At 46.8% G+C, this 26436-nt stretch carries 23 protein-coding genes; 7 read left to right on the plus strand and 16 right to left on the minus strand.

The window, feature by feature from the left end:
* The first annotated feature begins 72 nt into the window (after positions 1-72).
* The gene (locus tag J3P40_RS00390; RefSeq protein ID WP_256001871.1) at positions 73-3102 is read left to right on the plus strand and encodes a glycosyltransferase family 117 protein; all 3030 of its coding nucleotides are present in this window, start codon (positions 73-75) and stop codon (positions 3100-3102) included.
* Between the two features lie 70 nt (positions 3103-3172).
* Here the strand turns inward: J3P40_RS00390 and J3P40_RS00395 are convergent, their stop codons facing one another.
* The 14 genes from J3P40_RS00395 to J3P40_RS00460 form a co-directional block, all read right to left on the minus strand.
* Entirely contained in the window at positions 3173-4135 is a 963-nt protein-coding gene (locus tag J3P40_RS00395) for an acetyl-CoA carboxylase carboxyltransferase subunit alpha (RefSeq protein WP_256001872.1), read from the minus strand.
* Between the two features lie 64 nt (positions 4136-4199).
* The gene (locus J3P40_RS00400; protein ID WP_256001873.1) at positions 4200-5612 is read right to left on the minus strand and encodes a calcineurin-like phosphoesterase C-terminal domain-containing protein; all 1413 of its coding nucleotides are present in this window, start codon (positions 5610-5612) and stop codon (positions 4200-4202) included.
* 6 nt (positions 5613-5618) lie between these two features.
* Complete coding sequence (locus tag J3P40_RS00405; RefSeq protein ID WP_256001874.1) at positions 5619-7238, minus strand: DUF5689 domain-containing protein; 1620 nt, start codon at positions 7236-7238, stop codon at positions 5619-5621.
* Positions 7239-7260: 22 nt separating this feature from the next.
* Positions 7261-8823 carry a SusD/RagB family nutrient-binding outer membrane lipoprotein gene (locus J3P40_RS00410; RefSeq protein WP_256001875.1) on the minus strand — a complete coding sequence of 521 codons (1563 nt, stop codon included), beginning with the start codon at positions 8821-8823 and terminating at the stop codon, positions 7261-7263.
* Positions 8824-8851: 28 nt separating this feature from the next.
* Positions 8852-12307, minus strand: coding sequence for a SusC/RagA family TonB-linked outer membrane protein (locus tag J3P40_RS00415; protein WP_256001876.1), 3456 nt, complete (start codon positions 12305-12307; stop codon positions 8852-8854).
* 103 nt (positions 12308-12410) lie between these two features.
* Positions 12411-13424: a FecR family protein gene (locus tag J3P40_RS00420; RefSeq protein ID WP_256001877.1), complete on the minus strand. Its 1014-nt coding sequence runs from the start codon at positions 13422-13424 to the stop codon at positions 12411-12413.
* A gap of 75 nt (positions 13425-13499) precedes the next feature.
* Entirely contained in the window at positions 13500-14084 is a 585-nt protein-coding gene (locus J3P40_RS00425) for an RNA polymerase sigma factor (RefSeq protein ID WP_256001878.1), read from the minus strand.
* Positions 14085-14132: 48 nt separating this feature from the next.
* A complete protein-coding gene (locus J3P40_RS00430; RefSeq protein ID WP_256001879.1) occupies positions 14133-15584 on the minus strand; it encodes a M20/M25/M40 family metallo-hydrolase in 1452 nt (483 codons plus the stop codon).
* Between the two features lie 44 nt (positions 15585-15628).
* Positions 15629-16600 carry a polyprenyl synthetase family protein gene (locus J3P40_RS00435; protein ID WP_256001880.1) on the minus strand — a complete coding sequence of 324 codons (972 nt, stop codon included), beginning with the start codon at positions 16598-16600 and terminating at the stop codon, positions 15629-15631.
* A 64-nt stretch (positions 16601-16664) separates the two neighbouring features.
* On the minus strand, positions 16665-18080 hold the full coding sequence (locus J3P40_RS00440) for an MBL fold metallo-hydrolase (protein ID WP_256001881.1): 1416 nt from the start codon (positions 18078-18080) through the stop codon (positions 16665-16667).
* Positions 18081-18134: 54 nt separating this feature from the next.
* A complete protein-coding gene (locus tag J3P40_RS00445) occupies positions 18135-19151 on the minus strand; it encodes an asparaginase (protein ID WP_256001882.1) in 1017 nt (338 codons plus the stop codon).
* 2 nt (positions 19152-19153) lie between these two features.
* Complete coding sequence (locus tag J3P40_RS00450) at positions 19154-19921, minus strand: TatD family hydrolase (RefSeq protein WP_256001883.1); 768 nt, start codon at positions 19919-19921, stop codon at positions 19154-19156.
* Positions 19922-19994: 73 nt separating this feature from the next.
* Entirely contained in the window at positions 19995-20984 is a 990-nt protein-coding gene (locus J3P40_RS00455; RefSeq protein WP_256001884.1) for an FKBP-type peptidyl-prolyl cis-trans isomerase, read from the minus strand.
* A gap of 13 nt (positions 20985-20997) precedes the next feature.
* Positions 20998-22008: a DHH family phosphoesterase gene (locus J3P40_RS00460; protein WP_256007038.1), complete on the minus strand. Its 1011-nt coding sequence runs from the start codon at positions 22006-22008 to the stop codon at positions 20998-21000.
* 134 nt (positions 22009-22142) lie between these two features.
* Here J3P40_RS00460 and J3P40_RS00465 point away from each other — a divergent pair, with 134 nt between their 5' ends.
* From J3P40_RS00465 to J3P40_RS00475, 3 genes are all read left to right on the plus strand, one after another.
* Positions 22143-22562 (plus strand): nucleoside-diphosphate kinase, encoded by a 420-nt coding sequence (locus J3P40_RS00465; protein WP_256001885.1) that lies wholly within the window; start codon positions 22143-22145, stop codon positions 22560-22562.
* 85 nt (positions 22563-22647) lie between these two features.
* Positions 22648-23361 (plus strand): BamJ family beta-barrel-assembly machinery protein, encoded by a 714-nt coding sequence (bamJ, locus tag J3P40_RS00470; protein WP_256001886.1) that lies wholly within the window; start codon positions 22648-22650, stop codon positions 23359-23361.
* 52 nt (positions 23362-23413) lie between these two features.
* Positions 23414-23581: a hypothetical protein gene (locus J3P40_RS00475; protein ID WP_256001887.1), complete on the plus strand. Its 168-nt coding sequence runs from the start codon at positions 23414-23416 to the stop codon at positions 23579-23581.
* A gap of 3 nt (positions 23582-23584) precedes the next feature.
* On the opposite strand, the gene J3P40_RS00480 is transcribed toward J3P40_RS00475, so the two are convergent.
* Positions 23585-23875 (minus strand): DciA family protein, encoded by a 291-nt coding sequence (locus tag J3P40_RS00480; protein WP_256001888.1) that lies wholly within the window; start codon positions 23873-23875, stop codon positions 23585-23587.
* Complete coding sequence (gene recF / locus J3P40_RS00485) at positions 23868-24971, minus strand: DNA replication/repair protein RecF (RefSeq protein WP_256001889.1); 1104 nt, start codon at positions 24969-24971, stop codon at positions 23868-23870. Before recF ends, J3P40_RS00480 begins: the two co-directional genes overlap by 8 nt.
* 107 nt (positions 24972-25078) lie before the next feature.
* Between recF and J3P40_RS00490 the strand changes: the two genes are divergently transcribed.
* From J3P40_RS00490 to J3P40_RS00500, 3 genes are read left to right on the plus strand one after another with little or no spacing between them, the layout of a single operon-like run.
* Positions 25079-25747: a tetratricopeptide repeat protein gene (locus J3P40_RS00490; RefSeq protein WP_256001890.1), complete on the plus strand. Its 669-nt coding sequence runs from the start codon at positions 25079-25081 to the stop codon at positions 25745-25747.
* Positions 25748-25761: 14 nt separating this feature from the next.
* A complete protein-coding gene (gene ribH, locus J3P40_RS00495; protein ID WP_256001891.1) occupies positions 25762-26253 on the plus strand; it encodes a 6,7-dimethyl-8-ribityllumazine synthase in 492 nt (163 codons plus the stop codon).
* Positions 26254-26297: 44 nt separating this feature from the next.
* On the plus strand, positions 26298-26420 hold the full coding sequence (locus J3P40_RS00500; RefSeq protein WP_256001892.1) for a hypothetical protein: 123 nt from the start codon (positions 26298-26300) through the stop codon (positions 26418-26420).
* Positions 26421-26436: the final 16 nt, after the last annotated feature.

Genomic DNA, 26436 nt, shown 5'->3' on the forward strand with positions numbered 1-26436 from the left:
TTCGATTTCAAATCTTATTCTTTATTTTCGGCTGCTGTTAATGCTTAGTAACACAAACGACTAATAACAAAAATGAACTATTCGAAGATTAATAACATAGCGGGCTGGCTCTGCTTCGCAATTGCCACTTTAACCTATATATTAACACTGGAACCCTCTGTAAGCTTTTGGGATTGCGGTGAATTTATTGCTTCAGCATTAAAGATGCAGGTGGTGCACCAGCCAGGCGCGCCACTATTCCTGATGATACAGCGCTTTTTCTCGCTGCTTGCTATGGGCGATGTGACAAAGGTCGCTTATTTTATGAACCTTGGTTCGGCCGTAGCCAGCGGCGCAACCATACTTTTCCTGTTTTGGACCATCACCGCGCTTGCAAAGAAAGTGTTGATAAAGCCAGGCGAGGAAATCAGCAAGTCAAACCTGATCGGCATAATAGGCTCAGGGGTCGTCGGTGCCTTGGCATACACCTATTCTGACAGTTTCTGGTTTTCTGCAGTCGAATCTGAGGTCTACGCACTTTCTTCCTTATTCACAGCAATTGTGTTTTGGGCCATCCTGAAATGGGAGGCCGTGGCTCATGAACCAAGGGCCGACCGATGGTTACTCTTTATCGCATATATCATGGGCCTCTCCATCGGTATTCACCTGTTAAACTTACTGACCATACCTGCACTTGCCTTTGTATATTACTTCAAGAAAACTGAAAAGGCAACTACCTCCGGGATTGTTAAGACAGCTTTTGTGGGAGTGCTTATTCTTGCTGTGATTCAATACGGGATTATCCAGTATCTGGTTTCCTTTGGAGCTTATTTTGACCTTTTCTTCGTGAACACACTCGGTATGAGTTTTGGTAGTGGAGTTATATTCTTTGCTGTTCTTCTGATTAGCGGCCTCGTTTGGGGAATCCGTTATTCAATAAAGCATCAGAAAAAAGTTCTTAACCTCGCTCTGCTATCGGTGGTGCTCATCATATTTGGATATGGGTCGTTCGCAATGATCATTATACGGGCCAAGGCCGACCCGAACCTGAATAACAGTGACCCTGACAATGCTTTCTCCTTTCTTGGTTACCTGAACAGGGAGCAGTATGGCGACCGCCCGTTACTTTTTGGCCCAAACTACAACTCTCAGCCTATCGAATACAAAGAAGGAAAGAAACTTTATCGTAAAGGCGAGGACCAGTATGTACAAACTGGCAGAAAAATGGACTATGTATACGATAGAACCACTCCTTTCCCTCGGATGTACAGCGATGACCCTAATCACGTCGGGTATTACAAAGACATGCTCGGACTGGATGACACGAAGTTCCCCACGTTGATCGACAACATAAGGTTTTTCTTCAGTTATCAGTTGGGGCATATGTATATGCGTTATTTTATGTGGAACTTTGTTGGGCGCCAAAATGACGACCAGGGACAAGGTAGCGTATATGAAGGCCAATGGTTAAGCGGTATAAAACCTATAGACGCCATGTTGCTTGGCAGCCAGAAAAATCTTCCGCCATCTATTGCGGAAAGCAATGCATATAACCGTTTCTTTTTCCTTCCCCTCATCGTCGGCCTCATCGGTGCTGTGTGGCACTTCAAACGGAAACAAACAGATGCAGGCATTGTAGCATTACTATTCTTTTTTACGGGAATAGCCATTGTATTATATCTTAACCAAAAGCCACTCGAACCACGAGAGCGTGATTATGCATACGCCGGATCATTTTACGCTTTTGCAATATGGATAGGTCTTGGTGTGTTAGGCATCAAGGAATGGTTTAGCAAAAAACTAAATCCGGCAAGCGCCGGCATCGCCGCAACTGTACTCGCTTTATTTGCTGCGCCGGTAGTTATGGCTGCTCAAGGCTGGGACGACCATGACAGGTCGACCAAAATGGTAGCGCACGACATCGCTGTGGATTACCTCGAATCGTGTGCCCCGAACGCGATTTTGTTTACTTATGGAGATAATGACACATATCCGCTTTGGTATGCGCAAGAAGTAGAAAACATCAGACCTGACATCCGTCTGGTGAATCTGAGCTTGTTTGACACGGATTGGTATATTAACGGAATGCAAAGGCGACAAAACGAGTCGGATCCATTGCCATTGTCAATGAAAGAACCGCAATACGTGCAGGGCGTAAGAGATGTAATGTACTATCAGGACTATAAGATCGCCGGCGCGGTTGAACTAAAAAACGTAGTAGACCTTCTGCTTTCGGACGACGATGATGACAAAATGCCTTTACAGGACGGCAAAAAGGTCAACTTCTTACCAACAAAGAACCTTAAGATTACCATAAATAAAGATGATGTCATCAAAAACGGGGTAGTAAACGCCGCCGACTCAGCAAATATCGTCTCGGAAATGAGCTGGACATTCAATAAGAACTATGTAACAAAAGGCACCTTGGCTCTACTTGACGTACTGGCGCACAACGACTGGAAGCGTCCCGTTTATTTCGCGAGCACAGTACCTTCTGAGCAATACCTGGGGCTCGATAATTACCTTTATAATGAAGGGCTCGCTCTGCGCTTGAGGCCTTTGAAAGTCGATACAACTTCAGATTCGAGGACCGAGCTTTTGAACACGCCGGCACTTTACAATAACGTAATGAACAAATTCGTCTGGGGCAACGTGAAAAATGCAAAGTATCTCGACCCTCAGTCGGCCGACGACATCTCAATCTTCACCAATATTTTTAACAACACAATCTCGGGCTTATTAAAACAAGGCCGGACGGAGGACGCAAAAAAAGTAGCAGCGAAATATTTTGAAGTGATGCCAGAAAAGTTTTACGGCCTGCGTTCCACTATGGGTGCATATTTTATGGCGGAGCATCTTTATACGCTCGGCGAAACCAAACGCGCCAATGATATTATGGAACGCGCTTCCCGATACATTCAGAAAGAGTTAACCTATCTTGCCGATGTATGCCAGAGTAAGAATAAGCTGATAGGCACTCAGAACATTCAATTAGGAATGTCTTTCCTAAACCAGATGTCAGAAACCGCAGCGTCAAACAATCAGCCCCAGCTAGCGAAATCTATAAACGATATATTTGCTGGATTGGAAGGCCGCTTATCTGTATACTTCGGACGACAGTAACAAAACCAACGAAACATAAAAGGGGCGGTGTTCATATTGACCACCGCCCCTTTTTATTCTACGATACCTTTTATTCTACAACCACTCCCATTGCGCAGAATTTATCAATTCTGGCCGCAATCATTTGATCTTTGTCCATTTCTTTAAGCTCCTTTAAATCGCTTATTATCTGTGCCTTCATCGTTTCCGCCATTTGCTCCGGGTTTTGATGCGCACCGCCCAGCGGCTCTCTGATAATCCCATCAATCAATCCGTTGCTATACATATCGTCAGAGGTTAACTTAAGACACTCTGCGGCTTTTTCTTTGTAGTCCCAACTTCTCCATAGGATGGATGAACATGACTCTGGTGAGATCACCGAATACCAGGTATGTTCGAGCATATACACCTTATCACCAATACCAATGCCTAAAGCTCCTCCCGACGCGCCCTCACCTACTACAAAGCAGATTACCGGTACTTTTAAAACCGACATCTCTAAAAGATTACGGGCAATGGCTTCCCCTTGTCCACGCTCTTCAGCTTCCAAGCCCGGGTAGGCGCCCATAGTATCGATAAATGAGATAACCGGCTTATTAAACTTCTCAGCCAGCCGCATTAAACGCAAGGCTTTACGATATCCTTCCGGATTGGCCATACCGAAGTTTCTGTATTGGCGCTCCTTGGTGTTTTTTCCTTTTTGATGGCCAATGATCATGACGGTCTGTCCGTCAATCGTGGCAAAACCCCCAACAATTGCCTTGTCATCTTTTACCGTTCTGTCGCCATGAAGTTCAATGAAATCCTGACAAATGAGGTTAATGTAATCAAGCGTCTGCGGTCTTTCAGGATGGCGTGACATCTGAACTTTTTGCCAGCCGGTGAGGTTGGTATACAAACCCTTTCTGGTCTCCTCAGCCTTAGCTTCGAGCTCAGAAAGGGTCGCTGACATATCTACCTTTGTCTTTTCTGCAACTTGTTTGATTTTATCAATCTGCTGAACCAGTTCGGCCAAAGGTTTTTCAAAATCGAATGATGTTTTTATCTGTTCCATAAGCGGGCAGTAAAAATAGGCATTTTTTTTTAAAAGAATAACGATGCCTCTTCTAACGCCTCAATCAAACGGTCTGCTCTTTTGTATATATGTTGCCAAAGCGATCCTTCGCGATCACCTTTACAGATTTAACCCCAGGCGCAAAATGAGCCATAAAAAGATGGCCTGTCTGGGTCGGTTTCGTAAAGGCCCGTCCCTTGGCAGGTTTGCCTAAATTATGTAACCTTAGTGCCTCAGGATCTGTTCCGTCCTGCCGCGCTAAAGCGCCCATTTTTTTGCCATCAATCTCATAACTAACTTCCCACTCAGGATCCCAGTTCCACACATTGGCCAGCAATCGCTTCTGATTGGTAAGCGTGTCGATGTACAGGGCCATCTGATGTTCTTTTGGCAAACCGGTTGATTTATAAAACCAGGACAATTCAGTTCCGTTTACCTCATACACTCCATAACCTCTGGGTGTGCCGTCTGAACATATGTTACCCGACCACCAGGCGCCGCAAACAGCTCCATGATTATGTTCATAAATGCCGCCTGTGATATTGTTCACATTGTAATGGGTGTGACCAGACATCACATGCACATTGGTGAAGCCTTCAAGCATTTTATAAAGCGCATCGTTGTTCTTTACGCTGTTGTGTGCAGGGATATGCAGGTTAACGATTAGCAGCTGGTCTTTTTTAACGTGCTGCAGGTCCTTGGCAAGCCATTCCAACTGAACTTCGGTGATGTAACCATCATATTTACGCTCCTCACCCAGGTAGCGGACATCGTCGAGTACAACATAATGCGCCTTACCGCGGTTGAATGAGTAATACGTAGGCCCGAAAAATTCTTTGAAAGTCCGGTCGGAGGTATCGTCGCCACCCTCCCGGTAGTTCATATCGTGATTTCCCAGAGCCTGGAAAAACGGTATACCCATCAACGCGACCGCCTTATTATAATCTTCAAAAAACTCCAGGAAATCCCAGGCGATATCACCCACGCTGATACCGTGCACAAGTGCATCTGGCCCCAGGGCCCTGATCTGTGCAATGGTATCAGGGACTGATGTTTCCATCATTTGCTGTACATCATCTTTTGTCCGTACCTGAGGATCAGCCCAAATGATAAAATGATGTTTATTATCATTCCTCCTGAGCTTGTTTAATGTAAAATCATACTCGTTTCTGCTTCCCAGCTTCTCATAATGCCTCGCAATGTTAGCATTGGTTTTAAATTCATACCCGGAGGGAGTGCTCATAAAAATATTGGTTGCCTTCTCATGCGGTGTAATGGAGTAACTTCCCTTTGCATCGGTAAGTACCACTGAAAAACCGTCTGATATGACCACATTAGCAACTCCGCGCTTGCCGTCAAGCACCCTGCCGCGGATTGTTTTCGCCCGCTCCAGCTTCGAAAAAGCATTGGTTTTGAGGCTGATGAAAGCGCTGCCCGCAATAAAGCCTGCGCTCTGTAGAAAAGATCTTCTGTTCATGCTATGCTATAGTTGTGATTTTAATTTAGTTGGGGCAATCGTGTCGGTACGTACAACATTACCATCGTTGTCGAGCGACTGCCGGAGCCAGTTTCCTTCAATATCGCGTAATGTGGATGTTTTTGACAGATCAATGTTATTTTGCGTTCTGGCCTTTACCCATTTGCCCAGTGTTTCATTGTAAACACCGCCAAGCATATTCCAAAAGCCTTGGTCGGCCGGAAGCGTATAATTAAAACTAAGTGTATTTCCTCCGCTTCGGTAGAACGGCTGGGGCTTAAGTGTGATTGGATCGATTTTGTCGTAAAAGTCCGTATTCGCAATACGGTAACCTACCGTTGAACCATTAAACAGACTGCCGCCTGCACCGATGAACACCACGTCAATCGGCGCCTTATTTACATCAACATCCGTCCCTTCAAACACAGCAAAACCGGAAGCGTTACCACTATTGGCAAACAAACCCGAAGTTTTAAGTCCGAAACCGTCACCGTTCGTTGTGCTGTAGTTAAACGACCGGATCCATTTTGCAGAAGAAATGCTCGTTGAATTCGGACCATTAATCAATTTAGCCGAACCACCCACATAAAAATACTGACCTTTGGCTACTGTGCCGGAGGTCAGGTTGAATTTATACGTCCTTGCGTTGCCGCTGGTGGCCAGACTGCCTGTCGCCCATCCCAAAGATGGGAAACCACCAGGGTTACTTGCGCCCGCGTTGTTGGTGACGACAACCGAATAAGGCGTAACCGAAAAGTTGATGTCGCGGGTGGCCAGGAACTGCATATATTCATAATTGCCATCGCCCCCTTCAAGGTCAGCCATGAAACCCGAGATAATGATCGCCGCGATATCCGGCGTAGAGCTCAACGGTTGTATATCATTCAATGTACGGATGCGATGCTGTGGTTTCAATTTTCCGTTAGCATCGACCGTATTAAATACAATGCCGTAATAATTTGCATTAAAATTAAGCCCATTTCGGTTAGCAAACGTAGCCGTAGGGGCTGTATATAACGTAAAGTTATCGAAGCCATCGTTGATCGTTTTATCCCCGCTATAGGTATCTCCCTCGCCTGCAATGGGATCAAACCCGGCCTTTACAATGGCAACAAGCGTACTTTCGTAATCGTTAGGACGTGCCAGGATAGCGCTACTCGGCACGCGGTTTACCGGGATGAATCGGTCGCTGGCAACTTTATTGACATTACTTGCCGGCAACCCAGTTATTTGCAAAATGCCATCTTTGCGGGTTAAAACGCCACCCTCAATCCGGACATGTACCGAGTCGCCCGGCACGTAGGTGGCGGCATCAGGTCCCAAAGCTATTGAAATGCCCCGCAGAGAGTCGATTGCCCCCACCGGACGTGTATTTTGAACCGCAAGTAGACCTGCAGGCATATTATTCCCGGAATGGTCTGAAACGACCACGCCCCGGATGCTGGTTGCACCAAGCAGGTTCGCTGTAGTAAGCGTAACGTCGCTGCCCTTGTACACCTTTCTCAAATCGAAATTAGAAATATAGGAACTAACCATACCTCCATCATAACCATCGTTGTATTTACAGCCGGTACATCCCAAGATGCAAATGAATAATACAAGATAACTAATATTCTTTGTGTTCATCGTATTTGTCTTTATGTTACTGTTAAGGTTTTTGCCACCATACCTGCGTACTAATTTCATCAGGCCCCTGGGCAGCGATTGCATTTTTATAGCTAGTTGGGTTGGCCGACTGACTAATGATCGGATAGGCCATTCTGGCGGGCATAACACCACCGTTTGCCAGGCCTGCACCTTTAGGCAGTATCGGATGGCCGGTTCTGCGATATTCAAACCACTGCTGCATGTCTACCAGGAACATGGCGTAATATTTTTGCACATGAATCTGCTCCAGTTTACTACTACCTGTCGTTGCGTTCAGCGGGAGACTTTCATCCCACCCTATTTCCGCGTCAGTGACGTATTTCGTGAACCGCGGATCGCTTACACCCGTGGCCCATGTTGGTAACCAGTAGTTAATGCTGTAGAACATGCCTTTATTGTAGTAGTCTGCTGCCGAACCGTCAATCCACCCCCTTACAGCTGCCTCTGCAAGAATGAAATTAACTTCCGCACAGTTCATCAGGATGCCGGTATATGGGTCGGTCTGCAGCGTATAGCCGTCATTCTGATCGTCTGAATAAAAATAAGCCTTGCGGGTATAGTCCATACCAGGACCAAAGCCGCTGGGTACACCCGAGTAGCCTTCTGAACCCTGGGCAATACCCCAGCGTGGAACGGATGCCTTACCGAAATCACTATCCATTCGAGGATCGGCCCAATCACGTAACCTGTCAATAAAGAAACTGGAAATTGCTACACCTCTGAAGTCTACCGGGCGCACGCTAACCATAAAAGGTGACGAGTAGACCGCCGTACTGCTGTTAGTTCCGTTCCAAAGAATTTTAGCCGTGTCGTCATTGCTTTGCATAATCGGGTAATTGCCCGGATTGGTGTCAATCATTTCTTTAATTTTGGCTATGACGTCAGCAGATACCTCTGATTTGCCAGAGACGCGAAGCAGCAGACGCAGGTAAAGCGAGTTTCCAAACTTCCGCCATTTGCCTATATCGCCTTTAAAGACCGGGTCCCCGCTCGCTACAATGGCCTTTCCGGCGCTAAGCAACCTGTTCGCTTCTTCAAGCTTGCTGAAAAGATCGAGATAAATTTCCATCTGCCTGTCGTATGCAGGTTCAACAATCCCATTCTTCCCCTCGTTCGCCTGCGAGTAAGGCACGTCGCCATATGTATCTGTAAGCAGCGAATATACCCAGGCCTGGGTGATTAGGGAGATGCCCTGGTAAGATTCGTTGATTTTGCCAGGGCGACTGGCGATGGTGTAAATGTCCTTGAAATTGGTAGCCTGTGGATACCACGCGTTCCACAGATAGTCGGACCAGTTACGCCGGAAATCGTATCGGAATACTTTGCCTTCGGCATCGCTGATGTCGACAGTGACCTGCATTAGCTCGTTGTTAAAATTGCGGTTGCGGACCATGTTTGCGTGCAGCACGCTGACCAAGGCTGGTGCAAGCAACTGATTGGCTTCGACCGACGCCGTGCCGATAGGATCTGTATTAAGTTCCTCAAAACCTTTATCGCACCCGGAAAGCAACATGCTGACAGCGACCAGCATCATTACGGTGGTTTTCAAAATGTTAGTTTTCATCTGTAAATTATTAGTTCCGAATAATTGATTAAATGCCTGCTACGAGCCTGATACCATATGTTCTTGTTGACGGAAGCTGTCCCGTTTCAAACCCAGTAACGATGTCCGTGCCCGAAAGCGTTCCGAATTCCGGGTCGAAAGCAGGCCATGGCGACCAGATGAAAAGGTTACGCCCGTAGGCACTGATCGAGAGGCGACTTAGGCTCAGCTTCTTCACAAATCCAGGTTTAAATGCATAACCCAGGCTTGCCTCGCGAAACTTGATGAAGTCCGTACTGAATATACTTCCTTCGGCCTGATCTGAACCGTATACTGATGTATAATAATTCTGTATATCAGTTGCCACAACATCATTGGTCCTGTACGAACCGTCGGGGTTCTGAACTACACCTTTACCTATAATCCCGTTATACCGTCCTGGTAATGTAGCTTTGAGCTTTCCAAGGGCCGCCATCCGCGAGAAGGTAAGTGAGTGAGCAACAGCGCCCACCTGCGCATCAAATAACGTACTCAAACTGAATCCTTTATAAGAAAATGTATTGCTGATCCCAGCACGGTATTGCGGAATCGTATTTCCGAGGTGTATCACCCCTGAGGTAACTTTTGCGAATCCGCTGGTGGCATCATAAACAATTTGTCCGTCGGGCGAGCGAAGAAAACCAATACCATATAAGTCACCCATGCTTCCCCCAACATTGGCAACTACCTGACCGCCGCCCAGCGCGCCGGTACGAAGGACGATCGAGCTGTCGCTTAATGCTTTGATCTCATTCTTATTGGTTGAGAATGTCATGTTAACAGCCCACTCAAAGCCATTTTTAAATGATATAGGCTTTGCGTTCAGCGCAACTTCCAGTCCCCGGTTATCTACGCGGCCTGCATTGATGATCGCATTTGAATAGCCGGATGAACGGTCGATCTGCCTGGTCAGAATTTGATTCCTTGTGTTGCCGGCATAAACCGCCACATCAAACCCTAACCGCCCTTTAAAGAACTGCATCTCAGCGCCAGCTTCAAACGTCGTTGTTTTTAGCGGCTTTAGGTTTGGATTTGGCAATGTGGATGGGTTTGTAGACCCACTGTCCGGGTAAATACCGCTTGAAGCCAGCGAGTAGTTATAAGCCGTACGGTACGGTATCAGTGTTCCGCTTCCTACCTGCGCTGCCGAGATCCGCAGCTTTGCCAGCGAAATGGCTTTTGGGAGCTTAAAGTAATCTGAGGCAATAAAACTTAAACTTGCAGAAGGATAGGTAAACCCGACATTGTCCGTACGTGTTGGTGTCGCCAAAACACTGTTCCAGTCTGCCCGTCCTGTAAGATCCAGATACAAATAATTTTTGTAGGTAAGCGATGCTAGCGCATAAACACTGTTCAACTGGTACTCTGCCGTATCCGGAACAAAAATAATATCGTTTGCAGCGTTAGATAAACTGTACTCGTTTGGCACGATCAACCCGTCTGCCCGCTGTTCATCCTTGTAATAATTGTTTCTCAGTGTTGATCCGCCTACGCGTGCGGTAAGGCGAAGATTTTTATGGAGCTGCTTGTTATAAGTAAGCATGAAGTCACCACTGATCTCGCGCATGTTAATTTCCTGAACGCGATACGAACCCTGGGCAAACTTACTTCCTGCTGCATCCCATGGACGCTTCTGTGTCCGGTCGTCACTGGCGTAATCTATAGAGCCCCTTACCATAGCGCTGAATGCGTCAGAAAATTTGTAAGTAGCCTGCACATTGCTCAGCACACCATTTCGCTTTTGCGTGTTGAGGTATTGCTCAGAAATCGCATACGGACTCTCTGGATTGGTTGTTGTAATGTTCACGAACTGACGATACTGCTGGCCTGGTGCCCAGTAATCACGATACCAGTCGACATTTACATTGGGTTGGGCAAACATGAACCAGTACATGAGCGACTGATTGCCGTACCCTGTAGCAGGAAGGTTATCGCTGTGCCGGTTGTTATAAATTGCTTTTACATTCACATCCAACTTCCTGGTCGGCTTTGCATTCGCAGAAAACGTAGCAGACGTACGCTCCAAACCAGTGTTTGGCACAATCCAGTCATTCTCGCCATGGCTTGCAGAGAACCGCATAGCAACCGTCTTATAAGTCCCTTCCAGACTCACCGAGTTGTTTGTCTCGTAGCCCCGTTTGAAGAAACTGTTTATGGGGTTTTCATAGGCACGCCAGGGTGTGCGTACCGTTCCCGCTTTTTTAGTGGTCGGATCGTACTGGAAGAATGACTGACCGTCGAATGGCGCCCCCCAGGATGCACTCGTACTGTTCTGGTTAGAACCGTCGGCCGAAGCTCCGTAAGAAAAGTGAGCAACCCCGAACTGGCCCTGGCCGAATTCATACTGGGAATCGGGACCACGATTGATCTCTTCCCAGGAGGTATTGGACGTGAATCCGATGCTGAGCCTTCTTTTTTTCGCATTACCAGACTTAGTTGTAATGATCACGGCGCCGTTGGCACCACGCTGTCCATACAGCGCCGTAGCGCCTGGCCCCTTCAGTACAGTTACCTCCGCAATATCGTCTGGATTCAGGTCATTGATACCGCTGCCAAAGTCGGCTGGCAGATTGTCTCCCGAAGTTCCGTAGGGCCCGCCGGTAGGCGACGCCGGACGGCGTACACTGTTGCTGGAAACCACCCCGTCGATAACGATGAGCGCTTCATTATCACCTGTAAGATTGTTTTCGCCACGAAGAATGATCTTGTTGGAACCAGCCGGTCCGCTGTTGCGTACCAGGTTTAAACCAGCAACCTTTCCGGATAATGCGTCGGTCCAGTTGGTTGCAACAGCCGTTGTCAGTTGCGTACTATCTACTTTAGTAACGGCATAACCCAATGCCTTTTCCTCCCTGCGGATACCCAGCGCGGTTACAACCACTTCTGAAAGTGCATTGTTAGCAGGTTGGAGCCTGGCGCTGAGGGAGGTGTTTGCATTTGGCCTTACCTGTACATTGGCACGCTGAAAAGGCTCATAGGAGATATAGGATACATCTATCGTGTATGTTCCGGCCGGCACTTCAAGGGTGACATTACCTTCGCTATTTGTTTGCCTCGCCAGGCCCAGGCTGCCGATCCTCACCACTGCGCTTGGCAGCGGCTGACCATTTTCATCGATCACCTTCCCAACAATTTTTCCTGTGCTGGGTTTCTCAACAATCAGAATGTTGTTGCCGTTTCCCATCTTAAAGGTAAACGGTGTTCCATTCAGCAGGAGACCAAGCACCTGCTTAACACTCCGTTCCGCTTTCGAAACCGTAATTACCCGCTGATCGTTTAGCTTGGTGTTGTTATAATTCACAGAGAAACCACTCAGCCTCTCCAATTCCTGGAAAGCATTTTTGAGAGTTGTTTCCCGCACACCATACGTGATGGTTCTGTCGACAGCTGTTTGCGCCTTAATTTCCTGAGGTTGAAACGCTAAGTGCAAAACCGCCAATATGGCTAGCAACCATAACTTTTTCATATATTTACTTAGTTTATTTTTGAATTCTTGAGTTTTAAATTTGGAACTGAACCGCCTGGAGTTGTTACCAGCAACTCCGGGCTACTTAATAAGGCTGGTAAATCTATTTCATGTTTTTTCCTTCCGTCAAATTGGGTTGATATATAAATAATTGTCCGTTTCGCTCTATGTAGCGGAGCCCGGAAAGCGTCATCAATTCGGCAAGCACATCCTTTAAGGCCATATTTTTGAACTTTGCTGTAACCCTGATATTTCCGGCTCCGGGATCCATTAATTCTATTTTTCGGCCGTAACGATGTTCGAGGGAAGCCAGAATGTCATATAGCATTGCATTGTTGAATATGAAGTGATTTCGGATCCAGGCACTGGTTTGCTCCGCATCTGCGCGGCTCTTGCTTGTATTTCCGGTGATCGTATTCAACTCCAACTGATCGTTGGGCAGAAGATAACTGATCAACACATTTTTACCGTTAACTTTATTGAGCACCCCAACTTTGCCCGTGTTTACAGACACCGTGACTTTGTGATCGCGTTGGAAGGCCTTGACATTGAAGGAAGTACCTAAAACTACTGTTGTAACCGCCCCACTCTTGATTACGAACGGCCTGTTGCCGTGCACAACATCAAAAAAGGCCTCGCCGTTTAGACTGATCATTCGGGTTTTTCTGCCGAAATTCTTAGGGAATCTGATGGTACTGCCGCCCGCAAGGTATACAAGAGAGCTATCGGGCAACAATATTCTGGTCTGCCGCCCCTCCGGATTGCTGATCTGTCCATATGCTGCCGACGCCACCTTCGGGCTCCGCCCCACATACCAAAAGGCTACACCACACAACAGTAACAAAGTGGCCGCATAGGCAAGCCATTTTTTGGGAAAACCGACCTGTCTGTGCGGGTGCTCTGCGTTTATGTGACTGCGCACCTTTTCCCAGGCCAGACTGGTATCCCCGGAGTTTACAAAATACAGTTTAGACGCTTCCAGGATCTGTAAGGTTTCTCTAAACTGCTCCTGATGATCCGGGCTACGCTCCAACCACTCCTGCAACTCATTCAGACCTTCATCGCTGATGGTCTTATCAAAATAGGCAACTATTAAAGGGTAACTGTACGCTTCCATATGTCTTCAATACTAAAGACAGTTTATTGAGTCGGCATACGTAGCACAAAACGTTAGGTTTATGTTAACAAATGGTTAACCGCCAAGATTTAAGTTGGAGGCCCTTTTAAGCAGGCTTCTGAGTTCCTTTACCGATTGATAGAGCGTCGTTTCTACCGTTCGTAAAGAAATGTTCAGCATATGCGCAATTTCATGTTTGTCCACCTGATCGATGCGGCTCATCAGGAGAATTTCCCTTTGACGAGGAGGCAGCTGATCAATCAGTTGCAGGATCTGTGCCGATGATTCCCTGCCCGAGATGATCTTTAAAGGGGTATCTGTATTCCTGAAACGCTGATCGCTATCGGGAATATCCTCGATAGATTGCACAGGTTGCTTCTTTTTTTGAACGAAGTTTAACGACATGTTTCTAGCAGATGCGAAAAGATATGCTTTGGCGTGGTCGACGTCTAGGTTATGGCGATTGTCCCATATCCGGATAAAAAGATCAGCCACTATTTCCTCCGCTGCTTCATAATCTTTTGTATACACGCCGCAAAATTGGCACAGCGATTTGTAATAGCGGTTAAACAACACTTCAAGCGCATGCGCGTCGTTGCTCTTCAATCTGGAAATCAACGTCTCATCTGGTACCATAGCCTGCATCCGAAATACCTCCATTCGGTTGCAAAACTAGCTTTGCAATGTTATTGAATTATTAACAATGGGTTACTTCCACCGCCATTCACCTGCAATCCTGAGCGGTATCTCAAGCTCGTTCAATCTTAAAAATGAAGCGAGCTGTGCCTCATCTAATTTGTTCGCAGGAATTCGGTCTGTATGTGCCAGCGCGAAAGCAAGCATGGCGCCGTAGCGAACCGTGTTCTTAAGTTCATGCTCGTCAACCAATTCAAACGTATCCCGGTCCGAATGATAGAAGGGGGCTGAGTTATTCGGCAACCTACCTCCGGCACCTCCACCTGTAGGTATACCTTGCAGCATGAAAGGCTGATGATCACTGTGCAAACCCGCGGCGGTGACCACAATATTTTTAAAGCCGGTGTCCAGTTTGGCGATCTTAGCACCCCAGCTACTTAACAGTGGTTCCATTTCTCTGCGGGTACTGACAAATCCTTTGGGATCATTTGTCATGTCGAAGTTAAGCATAAAACGAACCTGGTGAAGCGTTTGATCACTCACAGCTTTTTGAATGTATGCCTTCGAACCCAGCAGTCCCTGCTCTTCGCCCATAAACAAAACAAACTCTATCGTCCGCCTGGGCTGCTTTCCAACTTGTTTGATGGCCCTGGCCATATCGATCACCGCAAAAGCACCAATCCCGTTGTCAATAGCCCCTGTTGCCAGGTCCCAACTGTCGAGATGGGCACCTATCACGATCTTTTCTGCCGGCAGCTCATGTCCCTTTAGCGTTGCAATAACATTTCTCGCGCTGATGGCACCAGAAAAATTTGTCATGTTGAGATTGGCATACTGCGAATGGCTTTTGAGAGCCTCTTTCAGACGCATACCGTTTTCATAACCTATACATACGGCAGGTATTGGAATGAGTTTGCCCGTGACCGATGCTGTTCCGGTGAGTAACACGCCCGTCCTCACGGTATTGATGATGATGATGCCCGCGGCGCCATACCGGGTTGCAAGAGCCGCTTTTTCTGATCTGTGCAGCGAAGGTGAACCGCTGGGCGACCCCGGAAGAAGTCCGAGATAAACCAGGGCTATTTTCCCCCTTACCCGCCCTGCGTCCTTGATATAATCGTCTTCCAAACCGTTGCCCAGATCAACCAGTTCTGCGGTTATGTTCGCACTAACAGGCGAATGTGCAAGGGTGACGGAAGTGATCTTGTTCAGGCTGCCAGGCTGGTCGCCAACCCTGGTCTCGTTGGTAAGACGGCTCCAGCTCTCGACTTCAAAAGGCTGATAACGGACCTCATACCCATACGACTCCAGTAACTTGAATGCGTAAGCTTCTGCCTTTTTTCCGTTTACCGACCCCGTGAGCCTATGCGCGATGGCAGCCGTTGCATGCTCCAGGTTATGATAGGCTTGCGACCGGGCAAGAACATCTGAGTTGATTTGCCTGAATACGGTTTGTGTTTCGTCCTGCGCCGATAGGCTGAAACATAGCGTGCAGAGGAAGGCACAAAAAAAAGTGATTTTCATCCTTAAATATAGAATTTACAGTTGCTTCCGCGAATTAAGCGCGGCTATTTTTTTCGCTCTGTTGTATAACGCACAAGCTGCTCCAACCCTTCCCTGGCATCTCCCGGTTCGAAAGTTTTGAGAATATCAAACGCCTGCTGCTGATATTCCAGCATCTTTTGGTTGGCATAAAACACCCCTTGCTTGCCATTTACAAAATCGATTACCTGCTGGATTTTCACGGGGTCGTCCTGGTGGTTTTTCACAAGATTGATCATTTTCTTGCGCTCCGATTTGTCTGCCCGATTCAGTGCGTAAATAAGCGGCAAGGTAACTTTCTTCTCCTTGATGTCGATGCCCAGCGGCTTACCGACATCATCGGTACCGAAATCGAAGGTATCGTCTTTAATTTGGAAAGCAATACCGACTTTCTCGCCAAACAACCGCATCTTCTCTATCGATTCCTCGTTTGCTCCGGCAGACGCGGCACCGCAGGCACAGCAAGATGCAATTAGCGAAGCTGTCTTCTGCCTGATGACTTCAAAATACAGTTCCTCGCTGATATCCATTCGCCTCACTTTTTCTACCTGAAGCAACTCGCCTTCACTCATCTGCTTTACCGCTTCGGACACGATCTGGAGTAGACGGAACTCCTTATTATTTACCGATAGCAGCAGACCCTTGGCCAAAAGATAGTCGCCAACCAATACAGCGATCTTGTTCTTCCATAAAGCATTTATAGAAAAAAACCCGCGCCTTTCATAAGCGTTATCAACAACATCGTCGTGAACCAGGGTAGCTGTGTGCAGCAGCTCGACCAAAGATGCACCCCTATGTGTAGATTCGGTTATTCCTCCGCATAGCTTTGCTGAAAAAAAGACAAACATTGGTCTGATCTGTTTCCCTTTTCGCTTTACAATATAATGAGTAATACGGTCAAGTAATGGCGCATCACTATGCATCGAGGCTTTGAACTTTTCTTCAAAGGCATCAATATCCGCAGCTATTGGAAGTTTTATCTGATCGATTCCCCGCATTCAGGCAAAAATGAGTGTGCAAACATAAAAATTAAAATCCTTTTAAACGCACACTTTTGGAACATCAGGCATGCATGGCTTTAGACGGACATGCGAAATCCGTACGCTTTAAACCTGTCTTTTTTAGCGCACCATAACCACCAGCCACATCAATAACCTTATCATAGCCGCGGGCCTTCAGAATTGAGGCCGCGATCATGGAACGATACCCTCCAGCACAGTGAATGTAATAAGTATCCTTTGGATCAAGCTGACCTGTCCACTCATTAATATAATCAAGCGGTCTGGCAAGTGAGCTTTCCAGATGTTCTGCTTCGTATTCCCCTGGCTTTCTGACGTCGAGCACATGGAGACCCGGATCGGCATTTGCGACAGCTTCAAACTCGTCAGCACTTACCGAAACGATGCGCTCCGTTTGCTTTCCTGCCGCCGCCCAGGCAGCGAATCCTCCGTTCAAATAACCCACCGTACTGTCATAGCCCACCCTCGACAGCCTTGTGATGGCCTCCTCTTCCTTCCCTTGATCCGTCACCAGCAGCAATGGCTGCTTTAAGTCGCTTACCAGCGCCCCCACCCAAGGAGCAAACTGTCCGTTCAAACCAATATTTATTGAAGACGGAATGAAGCCTTTTGCAAATACCTGCGGATCCCTGGTGTCCAGAATAAGCGCGCCGGTTTGAGCTGCGACCACTTCGAATTCCTCAGGAGTAAGCGGATTCAGTCCTTTCTCATACACGTTATCTATACTTTCATAGCCCATCCGGTTCATAGCCGCGTTCTTTGCAAAATATTGAGGCGGAGGAAGCAAGCCCGAAGTAACCTCGGCCACAAACTGTTCTTTACTTGCCGCCCTTAAAGCGTAGTTCAGCCGGCGCTGATTACCAAGCGTATCAAAAGTTTCCTTACTCATGTTTTTGCCACAGGCCGAGCCCGCTCCATGTGCCGGATATATAAGTACATGGTCAGGCAGTGTTAGAATTTTCTGCTGCAGTGAGTCATATAGGGTACCAGCCATGTCTTCCATCGTTAGTGTACCCTGCTGTGCCAGATCAGGCCGGCCCACGTCGCCGATAAAGAGCGTGTCTCCGGTAAATATGCAATACGGCTCGCCCTTCTCATCATTTAACAGATAACTGGTCGACTCAGGCGTATGTCCGGGTGTGTGCAGCGCAGTTAGTGTAAGTCCCCCTATCTGGAACTGTTCACCGTCATGCGCTATATGCGATTTGAAATCCGTATTCGCTGTCGGACCATACACGATCAATGCTCCCGACTTCTCCGCCAGATCCAGGTGACCCGACACAAAATCCGCATGGAAATGTGTTTCAAAGATATACTTGATCGTTGATCCGGACTTTTCCGCTCTTTTCAGATACGGTCCCACCTCACGGAGAGGGTCAACAATAGCCGCCTCACCATTATGTTCAATGTAATAGGCCGCCTCAGCCAAACAGCCGGTATATATTTGCTCTATGATCATAAACAAAATTAAACATTAATATACTTCAGAAGGTAAACGCCCGGTAAATTTACACTAGTTGGTCAGCTCACCACGCAGGGAGTCTTCCATCAGGCGTACAATTTCCTGATGCTGCAGACCTTGACCCATCAGATACATCAATTTGGTAATTGTTGCCTCAAACGTCATATCGTATCCGCTTACTACACCCATCTGCTCAAGCCTTTTGCTCGTTTCATACATACCCAGTTCAACAGAGCCACGCTGGCATTGCGTAATATCCACGATAAGTTTGCCATTTCCTATCGCTTCCTTCAGGCAGTCAATAAACCAGCCAGCTGTCGTAGTATTACCTGAGCCAAAAGTTTCCAGTACAATGGCATCAACCGGCGATGCAGTCACGGCACGTACGGCCAGTTCGGAAATGCCGGGGTACAATTTAAGCACACCGATATTGGGATTGTAATTCAGATGAACAACGAGCTCCCGGTCCGGTTGCGGCAGAATATAATTGCTGAAAAAAGATAGCGTAACGCCCGCTTCTGCAAGAATAGGATAGTTTGGCGACCGAAACGCTTCAAACTTTTCTGAATTATATTTAATCGCCCGGTTTCCCCGGAACAGCTGATAGTCAAAGTAAATACATACTTCAGGCACCATAGGCCGATCATCTCGGCGGGTAGCAGCTATTTCGAGTGCTGTGATCAGGTTCTCCTTGGCATCGGTCCTGATCTCCCCGATCGGCAACTGCGATCCCGTGAGCACTACCGGCTTGCTCAGATTCTCCAGCATAAAACTTAAGGCAGAGGCGGTGAACGCCATAGTATCTGAACCGTGAAGGATAACAAAGCCGTCAAAGAGTTCATATTTGTTTTTAATCAGTGTGGCAATTTCGGCCCATATTTCGGGCGTCATATTGGAAGAATCCAGAATCGGATCGAAGGAGTAGACATCCAGATCGTAATTGAGCCTGTCCAGTTCCGGTACATTCTGCCTGATCTGCTTAAAATCGAACGGCACCAATGAGCCTGTAGTCGGATCATTGACCATTCCTATAGTCCCTCCTGTATATATAATGAGTATTTTAGTCATAACTAACGCTTGAAAATGGCAACCGAGTTGGCCGTAGTTTGTTCAGCAACCTCCTGGAGCGTAACCTGATGGATATCGGCTATCTTTTCGGCGATATACTTAAGATAGCTGCTTTCGTTCGGCTTACCCCTGAATGGAACAGGTGCAAGATATGGCGCATCGGTTTCTAACACAATGTCTGAAAGTCGGATTTGCTTAAGCACTTCGGCCAGACCTGAATTTTTGTAGGTAACAACCCCTCCAATACCCAGGACAAACCCAAGTTCCAGGGCACGTTCTGCCTGCCGCAAGTCGCCCGTGAAACAATGCATAATTCCGCGCAATTTATCGTCCTTTGCCGCCTCGAGTACTTCGAAAACTTCATTAAACGCATCCCGGCAGTGAATCACGATGGGCAGGTCAAGGTCTTTAGCCCAGTTTATCTGTTCGGAAAACGCGCGCTGCTGAACTTCCAGCGTAGATTTGTCCCAATACAGATCGATCCCTATCTCTCCTATTGCACAAATATTGCGATCAGGGATGCTTTCACAGATAAGATCCAGAACTTCCTCATAGTCTTCCTTTACATCACAAGGATGCAAGCCCGCCATGGCAAAGCAGTTTTCCGGGTAGTCTTCCACCATTTTATCGATCATGGCAATTGAGGCCACATTCACGTTCGGCAGAAAAAGGCGTCTGATGTCATGATCAAAGCACCTTTGCATCATATCCCTAAGTTTCCCAGGTTCGCTTTCGTAGTAAATGTGTGTATGGGTATCTGTTAAAAGCATAAGCAAAGTTATACAAAAAAAACCCTGTAAGGCAGGAGCCATACAGGGTTTACTCATTTTTGAAAGTCAATTATTATTGTGCAGGTGCTGGCGGCGTATTGGCAGCCGCAGGAGAGCCTGATGGTTTCTTAATGTCCACGATCTCAACCTCAAAAGCCAACGGCGAATACGGTGTTATACGTGCTTGTGGCTGACCGCTTTCACCATATGCCAGTTTTGACGGTATGATCAAAAGGATTTTTCCACCTTTACCGATCAGCTGATACCCCTCGTCAAATCCAGGAATTGCATTACCGATAGTGAACGGACGCGGCGCATATTGTGCCATTGCGTTGTGTATACCCGCATCCTTCGCAACCTTTTCTACCGAAGTATCAAAAATATTCTCTTTCCCGTCAGCTTTTTTAGTCAGCAGTTTACCAGTATAGTTCAGCATAATGGTATCACCAATTGCCGGTTTCGGACCGCTGCCCGGATTTGAGATCACATACTGTAAACCTGAAGCAGTAGTCTGAGGCTTAAGTTTATTCTCTTCGATGAAGTTCTTGATCTTACCTGCTTCAGCGCCCTTTAACCGCTCTACACTGGCCATATAATCTTTTTGAAAAAATTCCTGGGCCCTTCTTTGAAATGCAGTATCCGCTTCATTTGCATTTTTAGCCAATACTTTTTCGATTTTAACGGTAAAGATCAAATATTTATCCTTTGCAGCAGCCGGTGGCTTTGGCTGACCGCTGTGCTTGGTCATGGTGTCGAGATTAAGCTTAAATGTAGCGCTGTCACCCTCACCGAAAAGCGTAAGCACATCGTTCATGTCACCGCCATACTGCGCTTTACCTACCGGGAATACCTGCGGCTGTTCAATGTCATAAGTACTGAACATAACCGAATCCCGCTCATTTTTCTGGATAAAGTTCAGCTTTACGACGTCACCCTCCTTGATTTTGGCCTTGCCGCCGTCGTGATGTATCTGATACATCAGACCACCCTTGCCCTCTTTGTAATTGTTGCATGCAGCCAGACCAAGCGTAGCCGCGAAAAGAATTGCTATACCTTTCTTCATGTGGTTGTTTTTTCTATTGTAATAATTGTGTTTTATATTCGGTTAATATCGATTTAAATTGCTCCACTGTCTCTGCAAGTCCTGCCTCCGAAATCCCGCCGGCCGCGTTTCTGTGACCACCTCCTCCAAAGTATTTCTTACAAATCTCGTTTGCCGGGAAATCGCCCGTGGAGCGCAAAGATAGTTTAACTTTATCAGTTCTTTCAATAATAAATGCAGCGAGTCTAATACCATTAATCGAAAGCGCATAATTCACAATACCCTCGGTATCACCGGTCATGATGTCAAACGCTTTCAATTCTTCTTTCGTCACGGAAATGATCGCGGTATTGTATTCGCGGAGTATTTCCAGCTTATTACTGATACAGTGACCCAGGAAACGAAGCCGGTTTTCGGTAGCATTATCGTAAACGAGCTGGTGGATCCGCCAATGCTCCGCCCCCATATCGATCAGATCGGCGGCAATCCGGTAAACCGAAGAGGTAGCCGATTCAAATCTGAACGATCCTGAATCGGTCATTATGCCCGTGTAAAGACAGGTGGCAATATCCTTGGTCATCGAAGCCCCATCCTTCATTTCGTCCACGATAAACTCATACACCAGCTGCGCTGCCGCACAGGCATTGATGTTCCAGTGGCGGTAATCATCAAAGTCCTCAGGCTCGAGGTGATGATCTATCATGAGCTTATATGCCCCTGATGCTCTGACAAGCTCGCCGAGTTCGTTGATCCTGCTCAAACTGTTGAAATCCAAACAAAAGATCATAGCGGCCTCCTCCACGAGCGTGGCCGACAATTCCTGGTTCTCGGTATATACGATAACCTCCGAATTGTTCGGCATCCAGTGCAAAAAGTAAGGATAGTCCGTTGGCGTGATCACTTTAACGTGATGGCCCTTTTGTATCAGATAAGCATACAGACCCAGAGACGAGCCCATAGCGTCCCCGTCGGGCTTGTGGTGCGTAGTAATTACAATCTTCTGGGGGGTAGCCAGCAACGATTTAATTTCTGATACAGATAACATCATATTAAGGACAAAGCTAATGATTTAATGATAAGTTGAACATTCGTTTTATAAACAAGCGATTTTTATATCTGTTTGGCGTCTGATATTAGGAGTATAAAACGTATTTTTGCAAAAAATTTTGATTTATTAAGATGACTACAAACAGAACATTCACCATGATCAAGCCTGATGCCGTTGCTAACGGGCACATCGGGGCTATTATTAACGATATTACCTCGGCAGGTTTTAAGATCATCGCGTTGAAATACACCAGGCTTACGCCTGAATCTGCTGGCGAATTTTACGCGGTACACAAAGAGCGTCCGTTTTATAATGACCTTGTAAGCTTTATGTCGTCCGGACCTATCGTTGCTGCGATCCTCGAAAAAGACAACGCTATCGAAGACTTCAGAAAACTGATCGGGTCTACCAATCCGGCAGAAGCTGCAGAAGGCACCATTCGCAGAAAATACGCAAAATCAATCGACGCTAACGCTGTTCATGGTTCCGATTCCGATGAGAACGCGCAGATCGAGGGTGACTTTTTCTTTACCGCTGAAGAACGCTTTTAATCTGCCTTTCTTATCAAGCAAAAATATCAGAAAGCACCTTGCAGGTGCTTTCTTTATATTAGCTTGCATGCAAACCAATCCGATAATGAAAAAAATAATCCTTATACTCATTCTGCCGCTTTGCGCGGGCACGCTTGCGGCGCAGACAAAAAAAACCGCAGCTAAGAAACCGGTTGCCACCACAAAAGCGCCAATCTTCAGCGGCCGGGTCGACTCGGTCAGCTATGCTTTTGGTTCCTCAATGGCGTCCGACCTTAAGAACCGCAACCTTACCGAGATCAATTATACCTTACTGCTCCGGGGCTTCGAAGACGCCTTTTCAGGAAAGCCGGCCTTACTCAAGGAAGAAGAGATGCGTACGGTCATCAGCAATACCTTGAAACTGGCGTATGAGAACCGGTTTGCCGCCACTAGAGCCGAAGGCAAAGCCTTCCTCGAAGCCAACAAGACGAAACCTGGTGTAAATGTCACCAGCAGCGGACTTCAGTATGAAGTTCTCACAAAAGGCAACGGCGCCATGCCTGCAGCTAGTGATACCGTACTCGTGCACTATAAAGGAACATTTTTAAATGGCAAACAGTTTGACAGCTCTTACGACAGAAACGAGCCGCTTTCCCTGCCGCTTACAGGTGTTATCCAAGGCTGGACGGAAGGTTTGCAGTTAATGCCGGCGGGCTCTAAATACCGTTTTTATATTCCATACCATCTGGCCTACGGCGAAAGCGGATCAGGCCCTGATATGCCGCCATACAGTACCCTGGTATTCGACATCGAACTGCTTAAAGTGAACGGGAAATAACGTTAAAACCATTTGTCGTACAACTTTGTTAGATAACTAAAATCCAAAGCGTATGACATTTAAAAGGTATTACCCCCTCGCAATCATCGCCTTCCTGTCGACAACACTTATGAGCTGCGACCTGGTAGAAGGTATTTTCAAGGCCGGCGTCTGGACCGGCGTAATTGTAGTTGTGCTGGTTCTTGCGCTGATCATCTGGCTGATCAGTAAGGTATTTTAGCGATTACAGAAAGACAATTTCAGTGATGACTTCAGTGCCGGCGCGTTCATTAATTTTTTGAATGATGCCGGCCCTTACCATAAGCAGTTCATTCTTCACTACGGCAGATTCAAGCCTGACAAATAGCTTTTTCTGCGACACATAGATCTGCGTAGTACGGTTGGCTACCGCTTTACCCATTAGTTCCGGCCAGAAAGCCACAACAGAAGTTTCGTCAAACTTCCCTTTAATACGGTAAACGTTCAACAATTTACCTATGGCTTCCTTTAGTGTGATATCGTTTGGTTTACGCATGATGCACTGACCCCCTGTCTACTTCAAATAGTGTTACCGGTACATTGATCGTCTTAAACAGGGCCTGGACCCGGTCACGCCCCGTATCCGTAATAAAGATCTGTCCGAAATCCTGCTGCGAAACCATCTCCATGAGCTTGTGCATCCGGCTATCGTCAAGCTTGTCAAAGATATCGTCGAGAAGTAGCAGCGGTTTGAACCCTTTATGTAACCTAAGATACGCATATTGCGCAAGCTTAAGCGCAATGAGAAAAGATTTCTGCTGACCTTGGGATCCAAACTTTTTAAGCGGCATATCGGCGATGGTAAATATCAGATCGTCCTTATGAACGCCCGTAGTAGTGCGTTCAAGCACTTTGTCCTTCTCCAGCGATTGTGCCAGCAACTGCCCGAAATCGGCAGCAGTGAGCTGACTTTGGTACAGGAGGCCGACACGCTCTGCCCCACCGGTGAGAAAGGTGTAATATTTATCGAACAATGGAACGAACTGAGCCATAAACTGCGTCCTTTTCTGGTGTAAGCTTAATCCTGAGGCTACCAGTTGCATATTGTATATCTCCAGCAGTTCAGGATCGTACGAACGTGTTGCCGCAATTTGTTTAAGCAAGGCATTCCGGTTCAACAGCTGCCGGTTATAAGTAATCAGTTCGTCCAGATACTTCGCATCCGTTTGCGAAATCACATTATCCATAAAGCGCCTGCGCTCCTCACTACCCTCCATTACAATACTGGTATCATAGGGCGAGATCATCACCAGCGGAAACAATCCGATGTGATCAGACAGTTTCTCATACTCTTTTTTATTACGTTTAAACTGCTTCTTCTGGTTACGTTTAACCCCGCAGGTTATCTTCTCATTCTTCTGCTCACGGTCAAAGTCACCCTGTATCAAAAAGAGCTCCTCGTCCAACTTGATCTGCTGACTGTCGATCGGATTAAAATACCCTTTGCACAGGCACAAATAATGAATAGCGTCAAGCAGATTGGTCTTCCCCGCACCATTGTTTCCTACGAAAGCATTCACCGTTTTCGAAAAACTGAGGCTTGCGTCCGAATAATTCTTGAAGTTGAGCAGTGTGATGTTTTTTAGCCACATAGTATCGGTGGCCCAAAGTTACCTTTAAAAATCTCAATTACTTAAAAAATAGATTGATACTTTAATGTAAAAACGTATTTTTGCGCCTTAATTATTTTCTAAATAACATGTCCACTACAGAAAAAGAAATAAATCAGCCGGTTCATAAAGGATCTTTTGTACAGGAAAACTCAAAAAGCCTGCTATTTATTGCAGGGGCCATCGTTGTACTAATCGGAATTTATATCTGGTACCAGAGCGTATATCTGAAAAACCGTGCTGAAGAAGCATCTGCCAAAATGTACAAAGCAGAGCAGTACATCGGTGTCGACTCCCTGTCTGCCAAAGCGATCAACGGGCAAGGTGGATATCCCGGACTGGAGCAGATTGCCGACGAATACGAAAACACTAAATCAGCCAATCTGGCTAACCTTTACCTGGGCGGCATTTATCTTCGTAAGGGAGAATATAAAAAGGCCGTAGAATCTCTTGGCAAATACAGCGAGACCGGAAGTCCGGTTGCAGATCCTCTGGCTTTAGGCCTCCTGGGCGATGCATACAGCGAACTTAAAGATTATAAACAAGCAGCTACCTATTATAAAAAGGCGGCAGACAAGTCGAGCAATAAATTCACGTCACCTTTGTTTCTGAAGAAACTTGGCCTGGTGTACGAAAACCAGAAAGACTTCAAAAAAGCCAAGGAAGCTTACGAGAAAATCAGAGCTGATTTCCCTGCTAGTCAGGAAGCAGCGATCATCGATGCGTACATTGCACGTGCAGAAGCTCAGGTAAACTAATACCGGCTCCCGCAATGGCTACAAGACTAAAAAACCTTTCCGATTTTTCACATACCACTGTGCCGGACGGTTCAGCTTATCGCTTTGCGATTGCTGTAGCTGAATGGAATGCCGAAATCACGGGCAGCCTGTACCAGGGCGCAGTGGACACCCTGCTCAAGCATGGTGTTCGTGAAAGTAATATCCGTTCTGTTGCTGTACCGGGCAGTTTTGAATTGTCTTCAGCGGCCGACCTGCTGCTTCAAAAGCACAATGATCTTGACGCGGTGATCTGCCTCGGCTGCGTAATACAGGGCGACACCAGACACTTCGATTTTATTTGTGATGCTGTTGCGCAGGGCGTGACGAATGTCAGCATCAAACACAGCAAGCCCGTAATATTCGGCGTGCTCACTACCAACGACCAGCAACAGGCGGCAGACCGTGCCGGCGGCAGACATGGCAATAAGGGTGATGAAGCTGCAATCACTGCCCTCAAGATGGCAGCACTGGCTGCATCATTGTAAGACAAAGTTTTTGTTTATTCTCCTAAAAGCCTTAGCTTAGTCTTATGAAAAGAACCGCAATCATGCTTATTGGCCTGTTTTTTGCCATCACTGTTTTAGAAGCATGCTCCAGCCGCATCTGTCCGGCATACAGTTCGTACCCGGAAGGTAAAAGACGCAGGGCATAATCATTAAACAGAAAAG

The sequence above is a fragment of the Pedobacter deserti genome, from assembly GCF_024436415.1.
GTDB lineage: Bacteria > Bacteroidota > Bacteroidia > Sphingobacteriales > Sphingobacteriaceae > Pedobacter > Pedobacter faecalis.